This is a genomic window from Enterococcus avium ATCC 14025 (assembly GCF_000406965.1).
GTDB lineage: Bacteria > Bacillota > Bacilli > Lactobacillales > Enterococcaceae > Enterococcus_A > Enterococcus_A avium.
Window position 1 is genome coordinate 983316 of sequence record NZ_KE136357.1, and the last position, 19571, is coordinate 1002886.

Sequence of the window (19571 nt, forward strand, 5' to 3'; positions counted from 1 at the left end):
TACTATTTTTTTACAGGAGGTTGCTATGTTCAAAATCTTTCGTAAAAATTGTTGTGGCTTGGATGTCCACAAAACGTGGATCTATGCGTGTATCGGAATCACAGATGCGAATGGTCGTACAGTGTATAAGCAAGCTCGCTTCTCTTCCTTTACAAAAGGTCTCAATGAATTAGCTGAATGGCTTGCTAAATACAACTGTAAGGATGTGTGTTTGGAATCTTCCGGTAAATTTTGGATCCCTGTTTTTAATATTCTTGAAAAAACTTGTTTTGTCACACTGGCTCATCCGAAGTACACCAAACCCCAGAAAGGAAATAAAACAGATCGCAAAGATGCAAAATGGATTTGTGATCTCTTTATGTGCGACATGATCAAACCCAGTTTTATTCCTGGTCTTGAAATCCGCCAGCTTCGTGATCTAATGCGTTATCGGACGAAACTGACCAACATGAAAACAAGTGAAAAGAATCGTGCTTTAAACTGCTTAACCGTTTCTAATCTGAAACTAGATGATGTTTTTAGTGATGTGTTCGGAAAATCATCCACTTCTATCATCCAATACTTGTTAGAACATCCCGGTGAATCATTTGATGTTCGACCATTTATCCATGCCCGTTGTAAAACTCCCGTTGAAGAAATCCAAGCGGCAGTTGAGGGGGCGATTTCTGTACCTCAAGCGATTAAGCTTCGCCAATGCCTCAACCATATTAACGAGATTGAGAAGCATCGAGAAGAGATCAATCTAGAGATTCAAGCTCTTGCAGAACCCTTCTCCCCTGTTTTGGAACTACTTCGTACCATACCGGGCTTAGACACTCAGCCAATAACAGCGATTGCGATTCTTTCAGAAATAGGACCGGATATGTCCGTGTTTCCAACTTCGAAACACTTTATTTCTTGGGCTGGATGCTGTCCAAGAAACGATCGCAGTGCCCGACGAACAAAATCAACACGTATCTCTCGTGCAGGGCAGTCGTTGAAACCGCTACTTGTACAGATTGCCAATGCTCTTCTCAGATCCAAAGAACATCCAGAATTTAAAAATCGCTATCGTAGAATCAAAGCGAATCGTGGACACAAGAAAGCTATCATTGCTATTTGTAAGATGCTCCTGACCGCTATCTGGAATGTCTTATCAAAGGTGGAACCCTATTCTGCTAAAGGATATCTGGAGCCAAAACCTGCGAAAGAAGAGAAAGTTCTGACGCAATCCCAAGCTCTGGACCTTTTAAGAAAACGCGGATATACCATTATAGATAGTGCTTAAACCAAAGTTACGTTGATTCTTCCTAAATAGACTCGTTGTCTTCCATTTCAAAAATTTTGAAAACGGTAGGCTTATTTAGTGTACCGTTCTTCAGGTATCTTCAAATAGATTTATTTTCAAACTTTCCCTCCTAATTCTGTCTATCTTGAATTCTTTTGGAAAAACACTTTAATTTAATTCTTCAGTTCATTTCAAAGTACCAAATGACAAATTTAGAATTCAACCATAGTCTTCGTTGACCAGCCAACCACCTGATCTCCGCAGAACATTGCGTTGTTCTCCATAATAATCGACCCATCTGGTTTTACCGAAGCACCCAAAATTTCATCATTTGACCAGCCGCCAGAAAGGCCATCTCTAGCTAACGCTTCTAATTCTCCTAATACAGTCTTCATTGGTGGAAGTTCAATCAACGTTGACACGTTTCCTGCTGAAACGATCGCATCACATTTTTCGTCCATTGATACAAGTGGCTGGCTGGCGCCATCGCGCCCTGTGCATTCATTAGTCAAACCAACCGTTTTAATCCCTACATCCTCTAAAGCTACATAACAAGCGGTAAAGTCAGCATCCGGATTACCATACCCTTCTTCTGCTACCACAGCACTATCAGCACCTAAGCTTTTTGCCATTTGCGCAACAAATAGGGCCGCACGTTCTTTTTGCTCCAAGGCGACGTTTAGATTTGACATAATGATTCCTAGGAAATTAATTGTTTTTCCATGTTCTTCATATAACCGTTTTATCATTGGGAAGTTTTGGAAATCATAGGTCGACCATTTTGATGAACACGGCATAAAGGAGCCCGAAATCATCGCACCATCCAGCACTTCATTCGGATGCATAAAAGTCGGAAGCATCAAATTGCAGTCCCAACCGTAATTTAAGTCATTATAGCCTGAGTCTTCCATTTGTGATTGCGGTTGTAAGACAAAGACCACACTTGGTAATTTGTTGACCGCTTCACTGCGTTTGGTAATCGGTTCTAGTTCATAGGTTTCCACCTCATCTGATTTTAAGCCTTTGGTGACTGCTCCGATATACTCAGCTAAACGCATGCCTGCCCAGCGTAGTGCATGATTTTTCTTTTGCTGTTCATGCCATTCGAATTCTTCATCCGTGTCAGCCACTAATACAACATTTTTAAGTTGAGAATAATAGGTATATTTCGCCCCTTCTCCACTCATGTCAATCAGTCCATCTTGGAACCCTCCCCAGTGTTGTCCGACAACTAAGACACTCATGTCCTTTAACGCATGAGTCACCCCGTCACCAGTTTGCATCAATTTCCCAGTAACGCCAGGAAAAACGGGTCCGCCTCCAACACGATAACGAGGCTCAATCGCTTCTTTTACCGGGACCAATCGAACTTCATCCCCTGGTTTAACGATGTGTAGTTCTGCTTTTGTGATGTGTTCGTCTTCAAAAACGACATCTAACGCTTCTTTTTTATTGATCGTCAAGATTCCATCGGCATATGCTGTCTTTTCACCGAATTGAATATCCACGACATGAAAATTTGCGATATCTAATTTCATTTACTTGCTCCTTTCTCAAATCAATGCATCTCATCTAAATGCTCTTTATAGAGTAAAACTTGATATTTTTACGTTAAACATATCCAAGCGGCAACTTAGTTTCCTATATAGCCGCCATCAGCCAAACAAGCCTTCGCTTCAGACAAGCGTTTGTCCGCAATCATTACAACTGGACCGGTACACCCCATACCGCTCTCAGCGTATATTCCTTGCTTCCATAAATGATGAACAGCATCCTCTAAATCTAAGATTTCTACTCCATGAATCTCTTCAGTTACAATTTCTTTATCTGGTTGAGTAACTTCTTCTTGTACTACTTCTTTTTGCGGTTGAATTTCTTTTAGCAAAGTATCTAAAGATGCCTGCCTCAATTTGGTAAATTCCGCTTCTTGAACTTGCTGGAAGTTTCCTCGTACCAACTCGTCAGCAAATTCTAGCGCCCCCCTCACAACTGGTGAACCCGAAGCACGGGAAACGATCATAATTAGCTTATTCATTTCTTCTCCCACACCGGGGCCATAACCGAACCCTAACGACTCATAATTTCCACCCGTACTATAGGAAGAAAAGATTTTCTGCAAAATATTCCCCGTTAAAGAATCCATTACCATGACATCACAAGTCCCTGCAAGGACATCATTTCCCCGCATAACTGCTCCTCCATCACTGCGATTCGAAGTTGCAAAATGAATCGGATAGCCATTTTCCGCCAATCTTTTTAATGTAATCTCTGCTTGACGCGCGCCATCAATGTTCAATAACCCAATGGTCGGTTCTGCGATTCCACATGCTTTTGCTGTGATGATGCCATATAACGCATTCCGTACCAATGCCTCTACTCGTGTCAGTGCAGAGGTACCCGTTGTTGTTGCTAGATACATGTGCTTTCCTTTGGCGGGAGTGAGCACTCGACCGACAGTAGAAACACCGATCGGAAACGGATAGTGCATCGTCACACCAGCATCCGCAACTCCTTCGTTCAATAGCTCCTCTAATTTCTTATGGCCTTCCTCCGCATCTGAAACTAAGAAACTTTCAATCCCAGAATAGTCGATTTTCTGTGTGCCAATAACTTTTACCGAAATTCCTTTGTCAGCAGCCATTTTTGCCGCTTCGATCAGCTCTGCTTCGTCATGCTCGCTTCCTAAGGCAGTTAAGGCCACTGTTGAGGAAACACCTCGGCTAGTTTCCAACGTGTTCGCAAGTCCTTGAAACACATCCGCGATTATTTGTTTGGTCTCTTTTTCAGCCATAGGATCACTCCTCTAGCTTTCCAGCAAGATGACTTGCGAAGTCACGAAGAGCTTCCGCAATTAATTGCTTGATTTGATCTTCAGAAACAGTTTCCTCCTGTTTGCCGCTATTTTTTTGCATTACAAAGGAAATCCCATCAAATAAGTTCGTCATTCGTCCTAAGAATAGACTGCCTTTTCCGACAAACATTGCTCGATTGACCTTACCAGCCATAATATCGTTTCGTCCGAAGCCAAGATATGGGATACCAGATGGAATATGACCTTGAGTCGGCGCCCATCCCACCATTCCGTGCTGCTTCACGAAATCAGCTAATTCGGATTTTTCGATCTGCTTTTTCATTACTGCTAGAGCACCAATCATTTTATAATTTGCTTCAGGCACATTTCCTGCTCCCGCTGGTTTAGTGATATCAGGATTTTGCATCTCAACAGAATATTTATCGATATCTGTCAGCTTCAATCCAGCTTTTTCCAACGGGATGCTAGTTAATGACGAAATTACCTTTTGTGGCGAAGCGCCTGTGCCAACCGTATGCCGCCCGACAATATCAATATTCAATTCTGGACTGACACCATCATTTTCAGAGATTAAGACTGCAAAGCTTGCAACACAATCCTCTAAAATTGGTAGCTCTTTATTTAAATGATCTTTTCCGTTCATGCCTAGCTTCGCCGTTGAACCGCCTGCGGTAACGATTACATTTTTGAAGACGCCCGATTTCACTAATGAAGCGGCTTGAATCAATGCGTGGGTCGGGCCAGCACAAAAACCGCGAACATCGCTGCCAGTTGCATTCTCCAACCCAGCCATTTCCGCTGCTGCCTTCGCAAAGTTCCCACCGCCGCGTTGATTCATATCTCCGCAGGCTTCTTCTGAACATTCGAGCACATATTCAATTTCATTTTTGGCGATGCCTGTTTGCTGAAGCAAATGTAAGATCGCAATCGTACAGGATGCTTTCGAAACCAGGTTTTCAAAAATGACATGAGCAAACAAGGTATCATCTAAATTATGAGCGGCTTTTACACAGCCTACGACATCGCCTTTAAAATAAATCGGTTCTGCCTGTTCATTTTCGATGAAACCTGAAATCTCTTCCGAGGATACTTCCTCTGTAAGCTTTGCTAAAATTTTCTCATCTAATAATGGATGTTGATCTAATTTATCTTTTACTGTTTTACTAAAATCATCATTCAATTTGACCAAGTCAAACACATCGACATATTTCATCATACCGATGAACTCATCTTCAGGCATGATCTCACCAAAAGTACCCTGGCGTTTGTTCTCAGCTTTTTTATCGTACCAAGGGGTCTCGATAGCTTCGAGTTCTTCTGGTGTCATGTTTCCAATATAGACTTGGTTCGGTGGATAAGCGACACAAGTTTCGTAATCGCGTAGATGGTTACTTATTTCTTTCAAGTATTCTGAATCAGGATCAATTTTTCTTTGAAGTGTTTGAGTAGTGCCGTTGTAGACTACCATATCTGGGGTATGTGCAAGAAAATAGCTCGACCCTTTCAATACGCTATACATAGAAACATCCTTTCTTTTCAAAATTGTGGGATGATGCTGAACAAGTTCAAGCCCAGCACCATCAAAAAAGCTGCACTTTGAACTTATTCACTTACTTGACTTCGAATTGAAGTCATTTCATCGACGATATCGTCAACGTCTAGTACCATTTCCATCATGCCAACTTGTTCCTCATACAGCTCAGAGTCGATCGCTTCTTTCATTTCTGGTTCCACGATATGATATACGTCAAGTCCTAACTGGACTCCCGCTAATGGACCGGCATACGTAGGGTCGCCTAAAGTTACAGTTTCGGCAGCTAAACCAGCAGCTTCACCTTCTGCCGCGCCAAGAACAACAACAATATTCTCAGCACCGAATTCCTCTGTAAATTCTTTTACCCTCTTTTGATTTTCCAGATCCATTGCGCCCGCGGCCGTTCAGACAAAGCATTCTGTGGATGAGAATACTACATCTGCGCCTAGTGGTTTCACACATTCTTCAATGGCTTGACCAGGGACGCCGTCTCTGTCGCCGAGGATGATAACTTTTTTGTCTTTCAGCAACATAATGATTCCTCCTTATTTTTTTATTTAAACGGCTTTACCCGTTAAATATATTTTTTGATCATTGCTTCAACATTTTCTGGCGTTGCGTCATCTTTCACTAATTCCTCGACTTTTTCACCATCTTGATAAATTGCAATGACTGGTATCCCAAGAATTTTTTGTCCGATCGCTACTCTTCTAGCTTTTGCAGTATCTAGCTTTGCGAAAGGAATTTTCCCGCTGTATTTATCAGCGAATTCTTCAATGCTGGGCATCAATGCCTGACATGGTTCACAGGTTTCTGAGAAAAAATCTACTAGCATCGTTCCCTTGCTTTGTATAACTTCCTCTTCAAAGTTTTTCTTATTTAAAACTTTCATCGTTTCACTACTCCTTATTCAGATTAATCTACTCATTTTTCTCAAAGAAAAATGAATTTGTTTTTCATACCGTATGTCATTCTGTTAATCTTGCTAAAGCAAGAAACAGAACTGAAATCCTTATTCAGTTTAATGTACTTATTTTTTCTACCTTGAATTTACACTTCAAGTAAAATGCTAATGATGCAGATACTTTTCGACTGCGACAGCTGCTGTACAGCCATCACCGCTGGCGGTAACAACTTGACGCACGTTTTTCACTCGAACATCTCCTGCTGCGTAAACACCAGGAACACTCGTCGCCATTTTCTCATCGGTTTTAATGTATCCGCTTTCTATTTCTAAGACATTTTCAAAAATTTTCGACTGCGGTAAGTAGCCGATAAAACTGAAAACACCAATCAATCCGTCTTCTTCGTCAGCTTCGAAACGTGTTGCTTCATTTGTTTCGGTATTACGGATCGTTATCGCTTCAACAATGCCATCACCCTCAAGTCTTTCTACTACAGAATTGTAGATAAAATGGACCTTTTCATTTGCCATTATTTGCTCGATTGCGATAGCATCTGCCGTCAACTCTGGTAAATTCTGGATGATTGTCACTTTTCGAGCAAAGGTCGATAAGAACATTGCTTCCTCAACAGCTGAATTTCCGCCGCCAATCACAAAAACCTCCATGTCTTCAAAAAAGGCCGCATCGCACGTCGCGCAATAGGATAGTCCCTTCCCCATGAATTCTTTTTCGTTCTCGCAACCGATTGGGCGCGGAAAGGCTCCAGAAGCAATAATAACCGAACGACTTTGATACTCTTCTTTTTTCCCTTTAATGACCTTTACATCGTTGGATAAATCAACTTCTGTGATCGTATCTGCGGCCCGTTCGACACCGAATGAGGCTACTTGTTCAGTCATTCGCTGAATCAACGAACGTCCCGATTCCTTCTCGAGACTTCCTGGATAATTTTCAATCTCGGAAGTCAGTATAATTTGCCCCCCATCCTTCCCTTTTTCAATTAGTAATGTTTTTAGTCTCGCACGTCCGGCATAAATGGCTGCTGACAAGCCAGCTGGTCCTGCACCGATGATGATTACGTCATACACTTGCATATCTATCCTTCATCCCTTTCTTTATAAAATACGATGATTAACCACCGTGATTTTCTTAAATAAAATTTTTATGCTTTCTTTTTACTTTTTGTGAATAAGATGCTAAAAGTAGATGAACCAACCAAATTGTGATTCATTGAACATTTATATCTTAGATGCTCTTTAATAGTTAAAAGGATATAGATAAATTCACTTTTAGTCGATTGTCGACAAACGACTAACTTTCTCAACCACATTCTACCAACATTTACAAGATGATGCAATCCATTTTCAACTCATTTTTTCGTTATTTATTTTATAAAATAATATTACAGTTGTTCTTTTATGAATCTTAAGATTTCTGTTTTTATCATTTTGTTATCCTTTATAAAACCATTTAGTTATCTATTTCACTTTATAAATATTCCATTCCAAAGTTTTTCAATTTGTTATTACAGGTTTAAAACTATGAAATAGTTCATCTGCTTTTTACTATTTAATATTTTCCTGTTCTCTTATATGCAATCAAACGTTTTTTATTAATTGCCTGCAATTTTAAGCTTTAGAAAATTATAGGCAACAAAAAACCAGAGAAATATTTTCTCTGGCATAAAAGTAGTCTTTATTAAGCTTGCCTATCCGAAGGCTTGCTCCGTCCGTGAGATGATCTCATCCTGCAGGGCTTTTTCTAAATTATTGAAGTAATCACTATACCCCGCTACTCGAACAATTAGATTTTCATAATCTTTCGGATGTTTTTGCGCTTTTATCAATGTTTCACGATCAATAACGTTGAACTGAATATGATGGCCGTCTAATGCAAAATAACTGCGAACTAACGAAGCCATATTAGTGATCCCCGCTTCTCCTGCTACCACACTAGGTGTAAATTTCTGATTAAGCAGAGCACCACCAGTTTTCGTTTGATCAATTTTCGATGCGGACTTAATAACCGCAGTTGGACCGTTGCGATCAGCGCCTTTTTCTGGAGAAATTCCATCTGGTAATGGAATTCCTTTATGCCGTCCATTTGGCGATGCCTCCATGACTTGACCAAAGTAAACGTGGCACGTTGTCGGTAAAAATTCCACGACCGTTTTTGAGCCTTTCGGAGTTGGACGACCTGCAATTACCTCTTGTAGAGAATCAGCAACATCACGTAATAAAGTATCCGCGTATTCGTCATCATTTCCATATTTAGGCGTTTCATTATAGACACGATCAAAGATTTCGTCATAGTTTTCAAAGTCTGCTTCACAGGCATCTAATAAATCCTGCATCGACATCGTTTTTTCTTCAAAGACGTTATGCTTAATTGCGGCTAATGAATCAGTAATCGTTGCGATACCAACACATTGGATATAGCTAGTATTATAACGAGCGCCACCCGCATTGTAATCTTTACCAACTTTGATACAATCATCAGACATCACAGAAAGCAACGGTACCGGCATAAATTCCATATACATCCGTTCAATCATGTTATTACCCGCAACTTTCACATCAACTACGTATTGCAGCTCTTTATGGAAAGCGTCAAAAACTTCTTCATAGGTTTTCATTTTAGTGAAGTCGCCTACATCGATTCCCACCTGTTTATCGGTGTAATGATCATAGCCCCGGTTCATAGCAAGTTCAAATACTTTCGGGATATTCAGATAACCAGTTAGCACATAGGCTTCTTTTCCGGCTACACCAACTTCAACACAGCCAGAACAAATGCCGCTTTCTCTAGCATCGTCGACAGATTTTCCTAGATAGCTTAATTCGGCTAAAATCGCTTCAGAATTATACATTGCTGGTTGTCCCCAGCCTTTACGTGAAACTTTCAAAGCTTCACGCAGGAATTTTTCAGGGGATTTACGAGAAATTTGAACATTTGAGCTTGGCTGCAGCAGCTTCATTTCATCCATAACTTCCAGAATCAAATAGCTAACATCACTGACCCCGCTTGTTCCATCTGGACGTAATGCTCCCGTATTTAAATTACAGAAATCCGTATAGGTTGCACTTTCTTTTAAAGTAATCCCAACCTTTGGCGGTGCAGGCTGGTTATTGAATTGAATCCAAAGATTTTCCAAAAGCTCCCGCGCTTTTTCACGTGTTAAGCGGCCTTCCTCGATATCCTTTTCATAGAAAGGCTCTAAATGCTGATCTAATTTACCTGGAGAATAGGCATCCCAGTTATTCATTTCTACCGTTACACCAATATGAGTGAACCAATACATTTGAATCGCTTGGCGGAAGGTTTGCGGCGCATGCTCTGGAACCACATCACAGACTTCAGCTAGATCCAATAGTTCTTGTTTCCACTGAGGATCTGTTTCTGTTTCAGCCAAATCACGACATTGCTGTGCATAGCGTTTCCCGAAAATAATCATGCCTTCGCAAACTAGCTTCATGCCTTCTAGTTCTTCCCGTTTATTTAAAGCCTCCATGTCATTGTTGTAATCCAAGTTATCGATTTCTTGTTGGATATCCGCTTTGAAATCAGCAAAACCTTTTTGGTACATTTTTCCATCAGCTACCGTATGACCAGGACCGCGTTGCATTAAAAATTCAGTATACAACCCTGCGTCAAATAATAAATGCCATTCCTCTGGCAGCAATCGATTCATTCGTGTCATCATGGCACGATCATGCCAGTAGGGAATGATAACCTCTTCCTGGATACGACGATCTTCCTCACTCACACGGAAGAAAACTTTCTCACGATTGTTCATATTGTCAAAATCTTCTAAAGTATGACAGCACAATTCAGGAAATGTCGGTGCAGCCCATGGTTTATCCCCTTTTTCGCCTAAAACTAGAGAGCCTTTTTCAATATAATTGGTGCGATTTTCCATAATGTACTTGAACGCCTTTCCTCGTAAAACAGGCGCAGAAACCTTGCCCTCCCATTTTTTGTAGGCTTCCGTCAAAAGGACTGCTCGTTCCATTGAAATACTTGGTGTACATTCCTTATCACTGATTTCCCTTAATCGTTTGATTCGTTCTGTGCTACCTCTTCTTGTTGGTTCTAGTGTTAATTCCGCCATTGATCTTCCTCCTATTTTGTATATTCATCTTTCTTGATTACTTACCCGCCAATCGTTACTTGATAACCTGCGTCTTGGTAAATTTTTTGCAAGCGCGCTACTTTTTCATCTGCTGGTTTAATGAAGTTCTGCGTACACACTCTTTTCAACCGTTCATATTTATCTCGTCCGAAATCATGATACGGCAGCAACGATATTTCACTCACATGAATCTTCTCTTTAGCTAGCCAGGCAATAACTTCCTCTGCATCCAGTTCTTCTGCATTAATTTCATCTAATAAAATTAGACGAAGATTGATTTCTGCTTGCTGTTCAGATAGAAATCGCAAATTCTCCAGCACTAATTGATTGCCAGCACCTGTATAAAGCTGATGATTATGTGAATCAATGAACTTTAAATCGTACAAAAATAAATCTGCATATGGAAGAATTCGTCGATAATTTTCAGTTGGGGCGACTCCACAGGTATCAATAGCGACAGTTATGCCTAATCTCTGGCATTCCTTCGCTAGTTCAACCACATAATCCATATTTTGAGCCATCACTTCACCGCCAGAAAATGTGACACCGCCACCTGATTGATCGTAAAAGATTTGATCTGCTTGGATTTTCTTAACTAACTCATGAACAGAATAATCTTTACCAATCAGTTCTTCCTTGCCATATTTGTTTAACATGATCTCTGGTGAAAATACTTGACTTTCAGGATTGTGACACCATTCACATCTGATGGGACACCCTTTGAAAAAAATCGTCGTACGAATTCCCGGCCCATCATGGGTCGAAAACTTTTGAATATTAAAAATCGTCGGCTTTTTCACGTACTTCCCTCCCGCCTTTAATTATAAAACTCAAACGAGAAAGTTGCAAGCGCTTAATTCATTTTGATGAATTTTTCATTTTATTTTTCGCTTTTTTTTCATTTTAATGATGGTTAGGAATTTATCTGTTTTTCAGGTATACTAAAAATAATTAATCATGTGAGGGGCTAACAGATGAATATTGGAGAAAAAGTGAAAAATTTGCGTAATGAACAAGGGATGACTCTCAAACAGCTATCTGAAGCCACCGGTTTGTCAACCGGCTTCTTATCGCAGTTCGAGCGGGGGATTACAACGATTGCGGTTGAACATTTATCAAGTATCGCAGATTTATTTAAAGTAAGAATTAATTATTTTTTTGAAGAAGAACCTGAAATTGAACCGATTGTTCGCGGGTACGACCAACCGGTGATCCACAAATTAAACAACATGATCTATAAACAATTAAGCCGCACACCACAGGATAAGAAGATTGCGCCAAAAATGATCGAAATCATGCCACATGAAAAGCGTGAATTGCCGACTACCTATCCACATCAAGGAGAAGAGTTCGTGTATGTTTTAGAGGGAATCTTGACATTGGTGATCGAAGAAAAGACGTACCAACTTTATCCAGGTGACTCCGCTCATTATTTTTCGACGATTGATCACAATTGGGACAACCAAACTAGCAATGTCGTAAAATTTATCGTGGTCCACTATCCAAATGATTATTAAAAGCGCTCGATCAAAAATGATCGAACGCTTTTTTACTTAGTAGTACAGACTTCTAAAATCATTTCTCTATGGATAGTTCCGTGAATAATTTCCTAAAAACCATTGCTAAATGCTCTTGTGCTTTTGAAAATAATTCTGAATCATATTTGGTTAGTACCTCTTCACCGAAAGAACGTTTCTCAATGTACTGATTATAGCGAATCTCTAGCTGTAATGCTTCAATTCCGGATAGTTCACTAAAGTGACGGGTAATAAATCCACCACGAAATGGGTGATTGTTGGAAACGCTGTAGCCAGCTTCCTTTAAAAAAACTGTTAACAGCTTTCGCAATTTCGCACTAGAAGTTTGATCCATTTGATTTCCAATCACAAAATCAGCTGGGGTAGTTCTGGCATCATTTGGATATTCCGCAAAGCTATGCAGATCAATTAAATAGACTTTTCCAAATCGGCTCTTTTTGGCATCGATTAATCTCTGCAATGCTTGGTGATAGGGCCAATAATAGTTTTCTAAGCGTTCAGTAATAATATCTGATGTTAGCTTTTTTGTATACAAGGCTTTTCCAAAGGTATTTTGCTGATAAATCACCGCCTCTTGATAATTCATTCCTTTTATTTGACTTTCTCGGTTCGGATCAGCCACATAACGATTCACTCGATTTTCGATCATCGTACAGCCCATTGCTACTAAAAAATTGTATAGCTCGGGTAAAAACCAATCTGTGTTCGCCAAAACCACATCTTTCCGTAAGCTTGAGCGCATTTCCTCTGGTATCCATGTTCCACTATGGGGCAAACTGATAACTACTGGATAGATGTGTTTTTCTTTATTATATGTGATAAATGTTTTCATTGAGTCCCTGCCCTCCGATAATTTTTCTCTTTGATTATACCTCTCCAATCTCTTGTCTAGATACAAAAAAACTGACAAAGAGCATTCTCCTTGTCAGACTTGGATTTTAATTTGCTTCTAATACCTTCAGTCGTTTATAAACATCAATCAATTCTTGAGTTAAGCCTAAATAGGAAATAGCGTTCATTAAATGATCCTGACTATGCACCATCAATAATGTCACTTCTGAATTATTTCCACTAGCCTCCGCGGTCAGCAGACTCGTTTGCGTATTGTGGGCCTCAACTAATGCATCATTAGCTGCTTTCATTCGTGACTCAGCCTCCGAAAAATGATTTTCCTTTGCCGCCGCCAACGCTGCAATTGCTTCACCCTTTGCATTACCGGCATTCATAATTAGTCCCATAACTACCTGTAACTGTTCATCATTCATTTCCCCAAAATCCCTTCTGCCTAAATTTCATCAAAATCAAAGGTATCAAAGTCGATCTCTTCTGCTTCAAGCTCTTCCGCTTCTTTTTCTTCTCGTAAATACTGATCATCTAGCACTTTGATGAATGGATAATAGATCGCCATTCCTAATACAATCAGCAACGCCTGTAAAACTGAGGCCTGCCAGCCGCTTACTAAAAAGCCGGAGATAATCGGCGGTGTCGTCCAAGGCAGTTGAATACCATTTGTATAAGGAACAAGTCCCCAATCCATCGCAAAGTAAGAAATAATAATATTAATAGTAGGAACTAGCGCAAAAGGAATCAAAATAATCGGGTTCAGAACAATTGGTAAGCCAAAAATGATTGGCTCATTAATACCGAAAATACTTGGAACGAGTGATAGCTGTGATAACTTTTTGACTCGCTGGCTCTTACAAAAGAGTACCATCACGATAATTAATGACAGTGTTGAGCCACCACCGCCAAATGTCGCAAACATGTCTTGAAATTGACCTGTGATGATATTGGGAATTTCATGCCCGTCTTTAAATGCTTGCATATTTTCGACTGACAATGCGCGTAAAACCGGATTGAACACCGCACCAACAACACTGCTTCCATTAATACCGAAGAACCAAAAGAAATGTAGGAATAAGTAAGCAATAATCATCGCGCCTAACGTGTTGCCTAAACTCAATAGTGGCGTTTGTAAGAATGTAAAGATCACATCTTGCAAGTTCCCCATTGATGTCAAAGAAACTAACCAATTGAGAACAAACATAATTGTTACTACCACAAAACTTGGAATCAATGCTTCAAAAGACTTCACTACGGTAGGTGGAACACCATCTGGCATCTTGATTGTCCAGCCGCGGTGAATCACGGCCGCAAAAATCCGGGTAGAAACTAACGCAATGATCATTCCTAAAAATAGTCCGCTTGAACCCATCCATTTTAAAGGTAAACTCGTTACTTCATACACCTTCGTACTATTTTCTGGTGTGAAGAGTGTAGTGTAAGGCGTCAGGATAAAGAACGAAACCAATGCCAGAGCAGCCGACTGAATCGCATCAATTTCCAATTGCCGTCCTAAGCTATAAGCAATTCCCACAACCGCTAAAATTGTCATCACATCGAAGCTGGCTGAAGCAGGTACCGACATCAAGGATTCCCAATTATTGCCTAAAATTGGAGAAATCATGTTGCTCCAATTCGGAATCGGAAAATTCGCCAAAAGTAGGAAGAACGATCCAACAATCAATAAGGGCGTAGAAATCAAAAAACCGTCACGGATCGCGATCAAATACTTATTTTCCCCGATGACTTTGGCTAATGGTGTCAAAACTTTTTCCAACCAGTTTAAAAACTTCTGCATCTTTTTATCCTCCAATCAGTTCAATATTATTTTTTATTTTTTTTAAGCAATTTTAGAACTTCCTTCATCGCTTTTTCCCCGTCCATCATGCCGTAAATCTCGGGTGCGATCACTGCTACTGGAATCCCCTGCGGAGCAAATTGTTCCTGTGTTTTTTCCAATAAGAATTTTACTTGTGGGCCTAAAAGAATCGCTACTGGTTTTTCCTTTTCAACTACTTCCTGTGCACGTGCTACTGGAAAAGCTGTAATTTGCAGCGGCATATTATGTTTTTCAACGATCTCCATCATTTTGTTAACCATAATACTTGTGGACATCCCTGCATCGCAAAATAGATAAATTTGTTTTTTACTCATTTTCTTCACTCTCCTATTTTTTATTCAATCGGTGCTTTAATCCGTTTTTCATAGGCATCTAGCCAATCCTGTGTGATCGGTTGGATATCTGTAGTGTGACCGCTTCCCATATTGGCAATGAAAATCTGCGGGTTTTCCTTATCGTTACCTACACTGAACGTAAACTCAACGTTTGTCGCTACGCCCCACTCGCCTTTAGGGTTCATCGCGATCAATGAGAAAGCACCTGCTTTGCCATAGCGTGCAGTCAATTTATCATGAAATTCATAGACAGCTTTATCGCAGGCGTCTTGCGGCTTCAACCCTTCTCCCATCAAACGAACGATTTCATAGGATAAGCAGCCCTTCATCAAGTCTTCGCCTAAGCCTGTCGCTGCTGCTCCTCCGATCTCACTATCCACGTAAAATCCCGAGCCAGATAATGGGGAATCACCGACCCGTCCCGGCTTTTTCATGAACAGCCCAGAGCTAGATGTGCCTGCCGTCATCGTTCCCATCTGATCCAAAGTAATCGCGCCAACGGTATCATGACCATCGTAGGGATTCAGATTATTTTCCTGAATTTCCTTCAAACGCTTCTCCCAAATTTTATGGGCACGTTCTGTCAGCATACTCTTTCGTTCGAAGCCTTCCAGCATTGAATATTTGGTTGCCCCTTCACCGACCCGAAAACTATTGAATTTATCTTTACTAAGTTTTCGTGCAACAGAGATTGGATTTTTTACATCGGTGATTCCTGCCACTGCACCAATTTCAAAGGTATCCCCGTGCATGAAGGCAGCGTCCATCTCTAAGATTCCCTCGACATTCGGCAATCCGCCAAAACCAACAGATTTATAATAAGGATAATCCTCTACTGTCTTTATTAAGGTTTCTACTGCGTCACCAGCCTTCCCTTTCTTCTCTAGCAAATACATTGCTTCTATTACACCATCATGCGCCATGCGCCATGTCGCAATTGCTCCCCACGCCATCGTCGTGCTCCTCCCGTTACCGTTTACATTTTCAAAATCTGAATTCATTATAGATAGTATATACTGTTTTGTATATACTAAATTTGAAATTTTTTTATCTTTTTTTACCGTTTTCTAAGCTAAAGATATGAAGCAACAAAAAAAAGACCCGCAATCCCTTGCTAGGTCTCAAAAAATCAATTATTCAATTAGTTTTAACATGCCCCGCATATAGATTTCCATGTTTTTCAACAGATCCTCTTCATCCATATATTCGTCCTGATTATGGGCAATCCCCTTTTGACCAGGAAACGAAGGACCAAAGGCAACGATATTCGGAACAAAGCGGGCATAAGTTGCTCCGGTCGTCGTTACCGGAGTCCCATCCAATCCTGTAACCTCTTCATAAACAGCTGATAAGAGTTGAATATTGGGATTATCCTTAGGAAAATGGCTGCTTTTGATACGACGGACTACTGTTAGCTGACTCTCCGGCGGCAAATGTTTTTTCAAGCTATCGGTAACTTCTGCTTCTGTGACTGAAACAGGATAGCGAATCGCTACCGAAAGCGCTAACTGCTGGTCTTTTTTGATCAATTCATAGGGCGTGATCATTAATTTACCACTATCCGCGTCTGAAAAAGCAAGGCCTAAGCCTTCCCCATGATGTTGATTTGCTAAACTCTTTACCAGCCAAGAAAAATACTCCGCCAGTGTTCCAGTAACGGCTTGTTCCTGTAAAATTTTTTCCGCCAATAGTGTAATTGCGTTTTCTCCTAGTTCAGGTGCATTCGAAGGGGCTCTTTTCCCCTGCACACTGATATTCTTGCCGTGTATAGTTACTGATAACGCATCTGGAACATGATCGCGGGCTTGATCACCGATGAAATCACCTAAATCTTTTAGTTCTTCTTTAGGAAGCGTTGTCAAAATTTCATAGTTAACAATCCCACGTTCGCCATAAACCACCGGATACTTGCAATCAGGCGTAAAACCAAACTGTGGTGGCTGTTCTTCGCTCAAATAAAGCGGAATATCTGAGCTGCCGTTTTCCTCATCGGTACCAAAAATGATTCGGATCGTTTTCTTTACGGGCAAATCCATCTCCTTCAACAGCTTCAAGCCAAATAAGCAGGCTAAAATCGGTCCTTTGTTGTCTAAAATGCCGCGACCATAAAAGCGTTGATTCTTTTTGCTTAATTTAAACGGCGGAAATGACCAGCCATCCCCCGCTGGGACAACGTCCAGATGACCCACGACACCAATATAGTCTTCTGCGTCACCCCATTGCGCATACCCTACTACATCATTGATGATCGCCGTTTTGAATCCGTATTTTTCCGCTAAAGACATCACTGTGAGTAAGGCTTCTTTGGGGCCTTTCCCAAAAGGTGCTTGTTTTGCTGGTGTACCTTTAACACTTTCTATTTGCATTACCTGATCCAGATCCTGATAGAATTGTTCCTTGTTTTCTTCAATTACTTTTCGAAAATCAATCGTCATAAGAGCCTCCCTAGTTGTACTTGCTTTATTTGCCATAGCGAGTAAGTGTGGTTTTAAAGACATAACGATCCGAGCGATAGTAAGAGATATCGTAAAAAATCGGTGTCGCGTCTAATGCATAGGTCACAGAATAGACTTGCAGCAAGGGGTCTCCCATCGGTACATCCAGTAATTTTGAAAGATCCGGTTTGACCAAAATTGCCTCCACTTCCTGATGAGAATAGGCAATCTCGGTTTTTTCCTCTAGCAATTTAAATAGCGAGCCGCTGAAATCCTCTGCTTTTAACCCTTTTACATAAAACTCGGACAAATAAATTTTTTCCACTGTCATTGGTTCATCATCTAATATCCGCCGCCGAACCAACTCATAGATTGGTTGATCTTCTTCTAGTTGCAGTGCGTTCAGAATTTCCTCTGACGGCTCACTAACCTTTTTAAACGAAATAACTTCTGTACTACTGGTTTTTCCATAGGCCTTCGCGGCTTCAGTAAAGCCTTGCAGCCCAGAGCGCCCACTTTGAATTTTTGGCTGTGACATTACATAGCTTCCCTTACCGCGCCGTTTCACCAAAATATTCTTGCCGATTAAATCATCGATGGCTTTACGAATCGTTAAGCGGCTACAATCAAACTCCTTCGCCAAGTCATATTCAGAAGGTAATTTTTGTGAGCTTACATAGATTCCTTCATGGATACGTTTTTCGATCTCAGCGGATACCTGATTAAATTTCGCCTTTGTCGTTTTCTTATCCTCCATAATTTCTCCCTTTTTCGATTATTTCTTTCTATCTACTATCCAATCTTCATTTTCACTATACTGATTCTTCCACAGCTTGGCTAGATTAACTTTTTCCGTCTCATTCGGTATATACCTTACAGTATATACTATATTCAGTTTTAAATATATTTCAATCATTCTCAGCTTTTTTTTACTTTTAAGCCATTTTTTTAATCTTAAAGTGCTTCTCAATCGTCTTTTTTTCTAACTTCATTTCCCTTATAATACCTTCAGGTGATTTGATGAATATAATAGATGCAACGGAAATCGTTGAGAAAATGAATAACCAAAAAATAAATTATGACCGTGTGTTGCATAAGATGATTCAATCGTGGGAAAAAGAAAAAGTCCGCCCACGAATTTTGATTCATTCCTGTTGCGCACCCTGCAGTACCTATACCTTGGAATTTTTGACCCAGCACGCAGATGTGACGATCTTCTTCTCAAATTCAAACATCCATCCTGAAAGTGAATATCAACGTCGAGTTTTAGTTCAAGAAAAATTTATCCATGACTTTAATACAGCGACTGGCAATCAAGTTGATTTGATTATTGACGACTATAAACCGAATGAATTCATTCAGTTAATGCAGCAAAAGGAATTGATCGCAGAACCTGAAGGCGGGAAACGTTGTACCGCTTGCTTTAATATGCGCTTAGACTTAGCAGCAAAAGAAGCGTTGGAACGCGGTTTCGACTATTTTGGTAGTGCCTTAACGATTTCCCCGAAAAAAAATAGCCAATTGATCAATCAAATCGGTATGGATATCCAAAAAATCTACAATACGCATTACTTGACAAGTGATTTTAAAAAAAATTCCGGCTACCAACGTTCGATTGAGATGTGTAAAGAGTACGATGTGTATCGCCAATGCTACTGCGGCTGTGTATTTGCAGCAAAGCAACAGGGATGCGATTTGAAAATAATTAACAAAGAGGCAAAAGCCTTCGTGAAGGAATACCAGAAACAACCAACCGAAGCATAGAAAATGGACCGATAGAAAAAACTATCGGTTCGTTTTTTGAAAAAAATCAAATCTCATATAAAATTTATACTATATTCGCGGATCATTGCTTTTTCTCTAAATTTTGTTATATCTCGTATTGATAGCCTTTACATACCAACCGTTTTTTCGATACAATTAACTAATT

The 19571-nt window shown here is 40.3% G+C and carries 18 protein-coding genes; 3 read left to right on the forward strand and 15 right to left on the reverse strand.

Annotated elements, in window-relative coordinates:
* Positions 1–25: 25 nt before the first annotated feature.
* Entirely contained in the window at positions 26–1267 is a 1242-nt protein-coding gene (locus tag OMU_RS04610; RefSeq protein ID WP_016178709.1) for an IS110 family RNA-guided transposase, read from the forward strand.
* 212 nt (positions 1268–1479) lie between these two features.
* On the opposite strand, the gene OMU_RS04615 is transcribed toward OMU_RS04610, so the two are convergent.
* The 8 genes from OMU_RS04615 to OMU_RS04655 all read right to left on the reverse strand — a co-directional run bounded on the left by OMU_RS04615 (position 1480) and on the right by OMU_RS04655 (position 11450).
* On the reverse strand, positions 1480–2805 hold the full coding sequence (locus OMU_RS04615) for a glycine/sarcosine/betaine reductase component B subunit (RefSeq protein ID WP_016178806.1): 1326 nt from the start codon (positions 2803–2805) through the stop codon (positions 1480–1482).
* A 95-nt stretch (positions 2806–2900) separates the two neighbouring features.
* Positions 2901–4058, reverse strand: a complete 1158-nt coding sequence (grdD, locus tag OMU_RS04620) for a glycine/sarcosine/betaine reductase complex component C subunit alpha (RefSeq protein ID WP_016178807.1) — start codon at positions 4056–4058, stop codon at positions 2901–2903.
* 4 nt (positions 4059–4062) lie between these two features.
* Positions 4063–5598 (reverse strand): glycine/sarcosine/betaine reductase complex component C subunit beta, encoded by a 1536-nt coding sequence (grdC, locus tag OMU_RS04625; RefSeq protein WP_016178808.1) that lies wholly within the window; start codon positions 5596–5598, stop codon positions 4063–4065.
* Positions 5599–5681: 83 nt separating this feature from the next.
* Positions 5682–6146 carry a glycine/sarcosine/betaine reductase complex selenoprotein A gene (gene grdA / locus OMU_RS04630; protein ID WP_115341642.1) on the reverse strand — a complete coding sequence of 155 codons (465 nt, stop codon included), beginning with the start codon at positions 6144–6146 and terminating at the stop codon, positions 5682–5684.
* Between the two features lie 41 nt (positions 6147–6187).
* Positions 6188–6505, reverse strand: coding sequence for a thioredoxin TrxA (gene trxA, locus OMU_RS04640; protein WP_016178810.1), 318 nt, complete (start codon positions 6503–6505; stop codon positions 6188–6190).
* Positions 6506–6682: 177 nt separating this feature from the next.
* Positions 6683–7612, reverse strand: coding sequence for a thioredoxin-disulfide reductase (gene trxB / locus OMU_RS04645; RefSeq protein ID WP_016178811.1), 930 nt, complete (start codon positions 7610–7612; stop codon positions 6683–6685).
* Between the two features lie 614 nt (positions 7613–8226).
* Entirely contained in the window at positions 8227–10629 is a 2403-nt protein-coding gene (gene hypD / locus OMU_RS04650) for a trans-4-hydroxy-L-proline dehydratase (RefSeq protein WP_016178812.1), read from the reverse strand.
* A 41-nt stretch (positions 10630–10670) separates the two neighbouring features.
* Positions 10671–11450, reverse strand: coding sequence for a glycyl-radical enzyme activating protein (locus tag OMU_RS04655; RefSeq protein ID WP_016178813.1), 780 nt, complete (start codon positions 11448–11450; stop codon positions 10671–10673).
* A gap of 174 nt (positions 11451–11624) precedes the next feature.
* On the opposite strand from OMU_RS04655, the gene OMU_RS04660 reads away from it, so the two are divergent.
* A complete protein-coding gene (locus OMU_RS04660; protein WP_016178814.1) occupies positions 11625–12167 on the forward strand; it encodes a helix-turn-helix domain-containing protein in 543 nt (180 codons plus the stop codon).
* Positions 12168–12225: 58 nt separating this feature from the next.
* Here the strand turns inward: OMU_RS04660 and OMU_RS04665 are convergent, their stop codons facing one another.
* From OMU_RS04665 to OMU_RS04695, 7 genes are all read right to left on the reverse strand, one after another.
* Entirely contained in the window at positions 12226–13020 is a 795-nt protein-coding gene (locus OMU_RS04665) for an N-formylglutamate amidohydrolase (protein WP_016178815.1), read from the reverse strand.
* Between the two features lie 106 nt (positions 13021–13126).
* Positions 13127–13453 (reverse strand): PTS lactose/cellobiose transporter subunit IIA, encoded by a 327-nt coding sequence (locus tag OMU_RS04670; RefSeq protein ID WP_016178816.1) that lies wholly within the window; start codon positions 13451–13453, stop codon positions 13127–13129.
* 20 nt (positions 13454–13473) lie between these two features.
* Positions 13474–14829 carry a PTS cellobiose transporter subunit IIC gene (gene celB / locus OMU_RS04675; protein ID WP_016178817.1) on the reverse strand — a complete coding sequence of 452 codons (1356 nt, stop codon included), beginning with the start codon at positions 14827–14829 and terminating at the stop codon, positions 13474–13476.
* 26 nt (positions 14830–14855) lie between these two features.
* A complete protein-coding gene (locus tag OMU_RS04680; protein ID WP_016178818.1) occupies positions 14856–15185 on the reverse strand; it encodes a PTS sugar transporter subunit IIB in 330 nt (109 codons plus the stop codon).
* Between the two features lie 20 nt (positions 15186–15205).
* Complete coding sequence (locus OMU_RS04685; protein WP_016178819.1) at positions 15206–16159, reverse strand: glycosylasparaginase; 954 nt, start codon at positions 16157–16159, stop codon at positions 15206–15208.
* Positions 16160–16339: 180 nt separating this feature from the next.
* On the reverse strand, positions 16340–17641 hold the full coding sequence (locus OMU_RS04690) for a Sapep family Mn(2+)-dependent dipeptidase (protein WP_016178820.1): 1302 nt from the start codon (positions 17639–17641) through the stop codon (positions 16340–16342).
* 25 nt (positions 17642–17666) lie between these two features.
* Positions 17667–18398: a GntR family transcriptional regulator, LSA1692 subfamily gene (locus OMU_RS04695; protein WP_016178821.1), complete on the reverse strand. Its 732-nt coding sequence runs from the start codon at positions 18396–18398 to the stop codon at positions 17667–17669.
* A gap of 263 nt (positions 18399–18661) precedes the next feature.
* Here OMU_RS04695 and OMU_RS04705 point away from each other — a divergent pair, with 263 nt between their 5' ends.
* Positions 18662–19405: an epoxyqueuosine reductase QueH gene (locus OMU_RS04705; protein ID WP_016178822.1), complete on the forward strand. Its 744-nt coding sequence runs from the start codon at positions 18662–18664 to the stop codon at positions 19403–19405.
* Positions 19406–19571 lie beyond the last annotated feature (166 nt).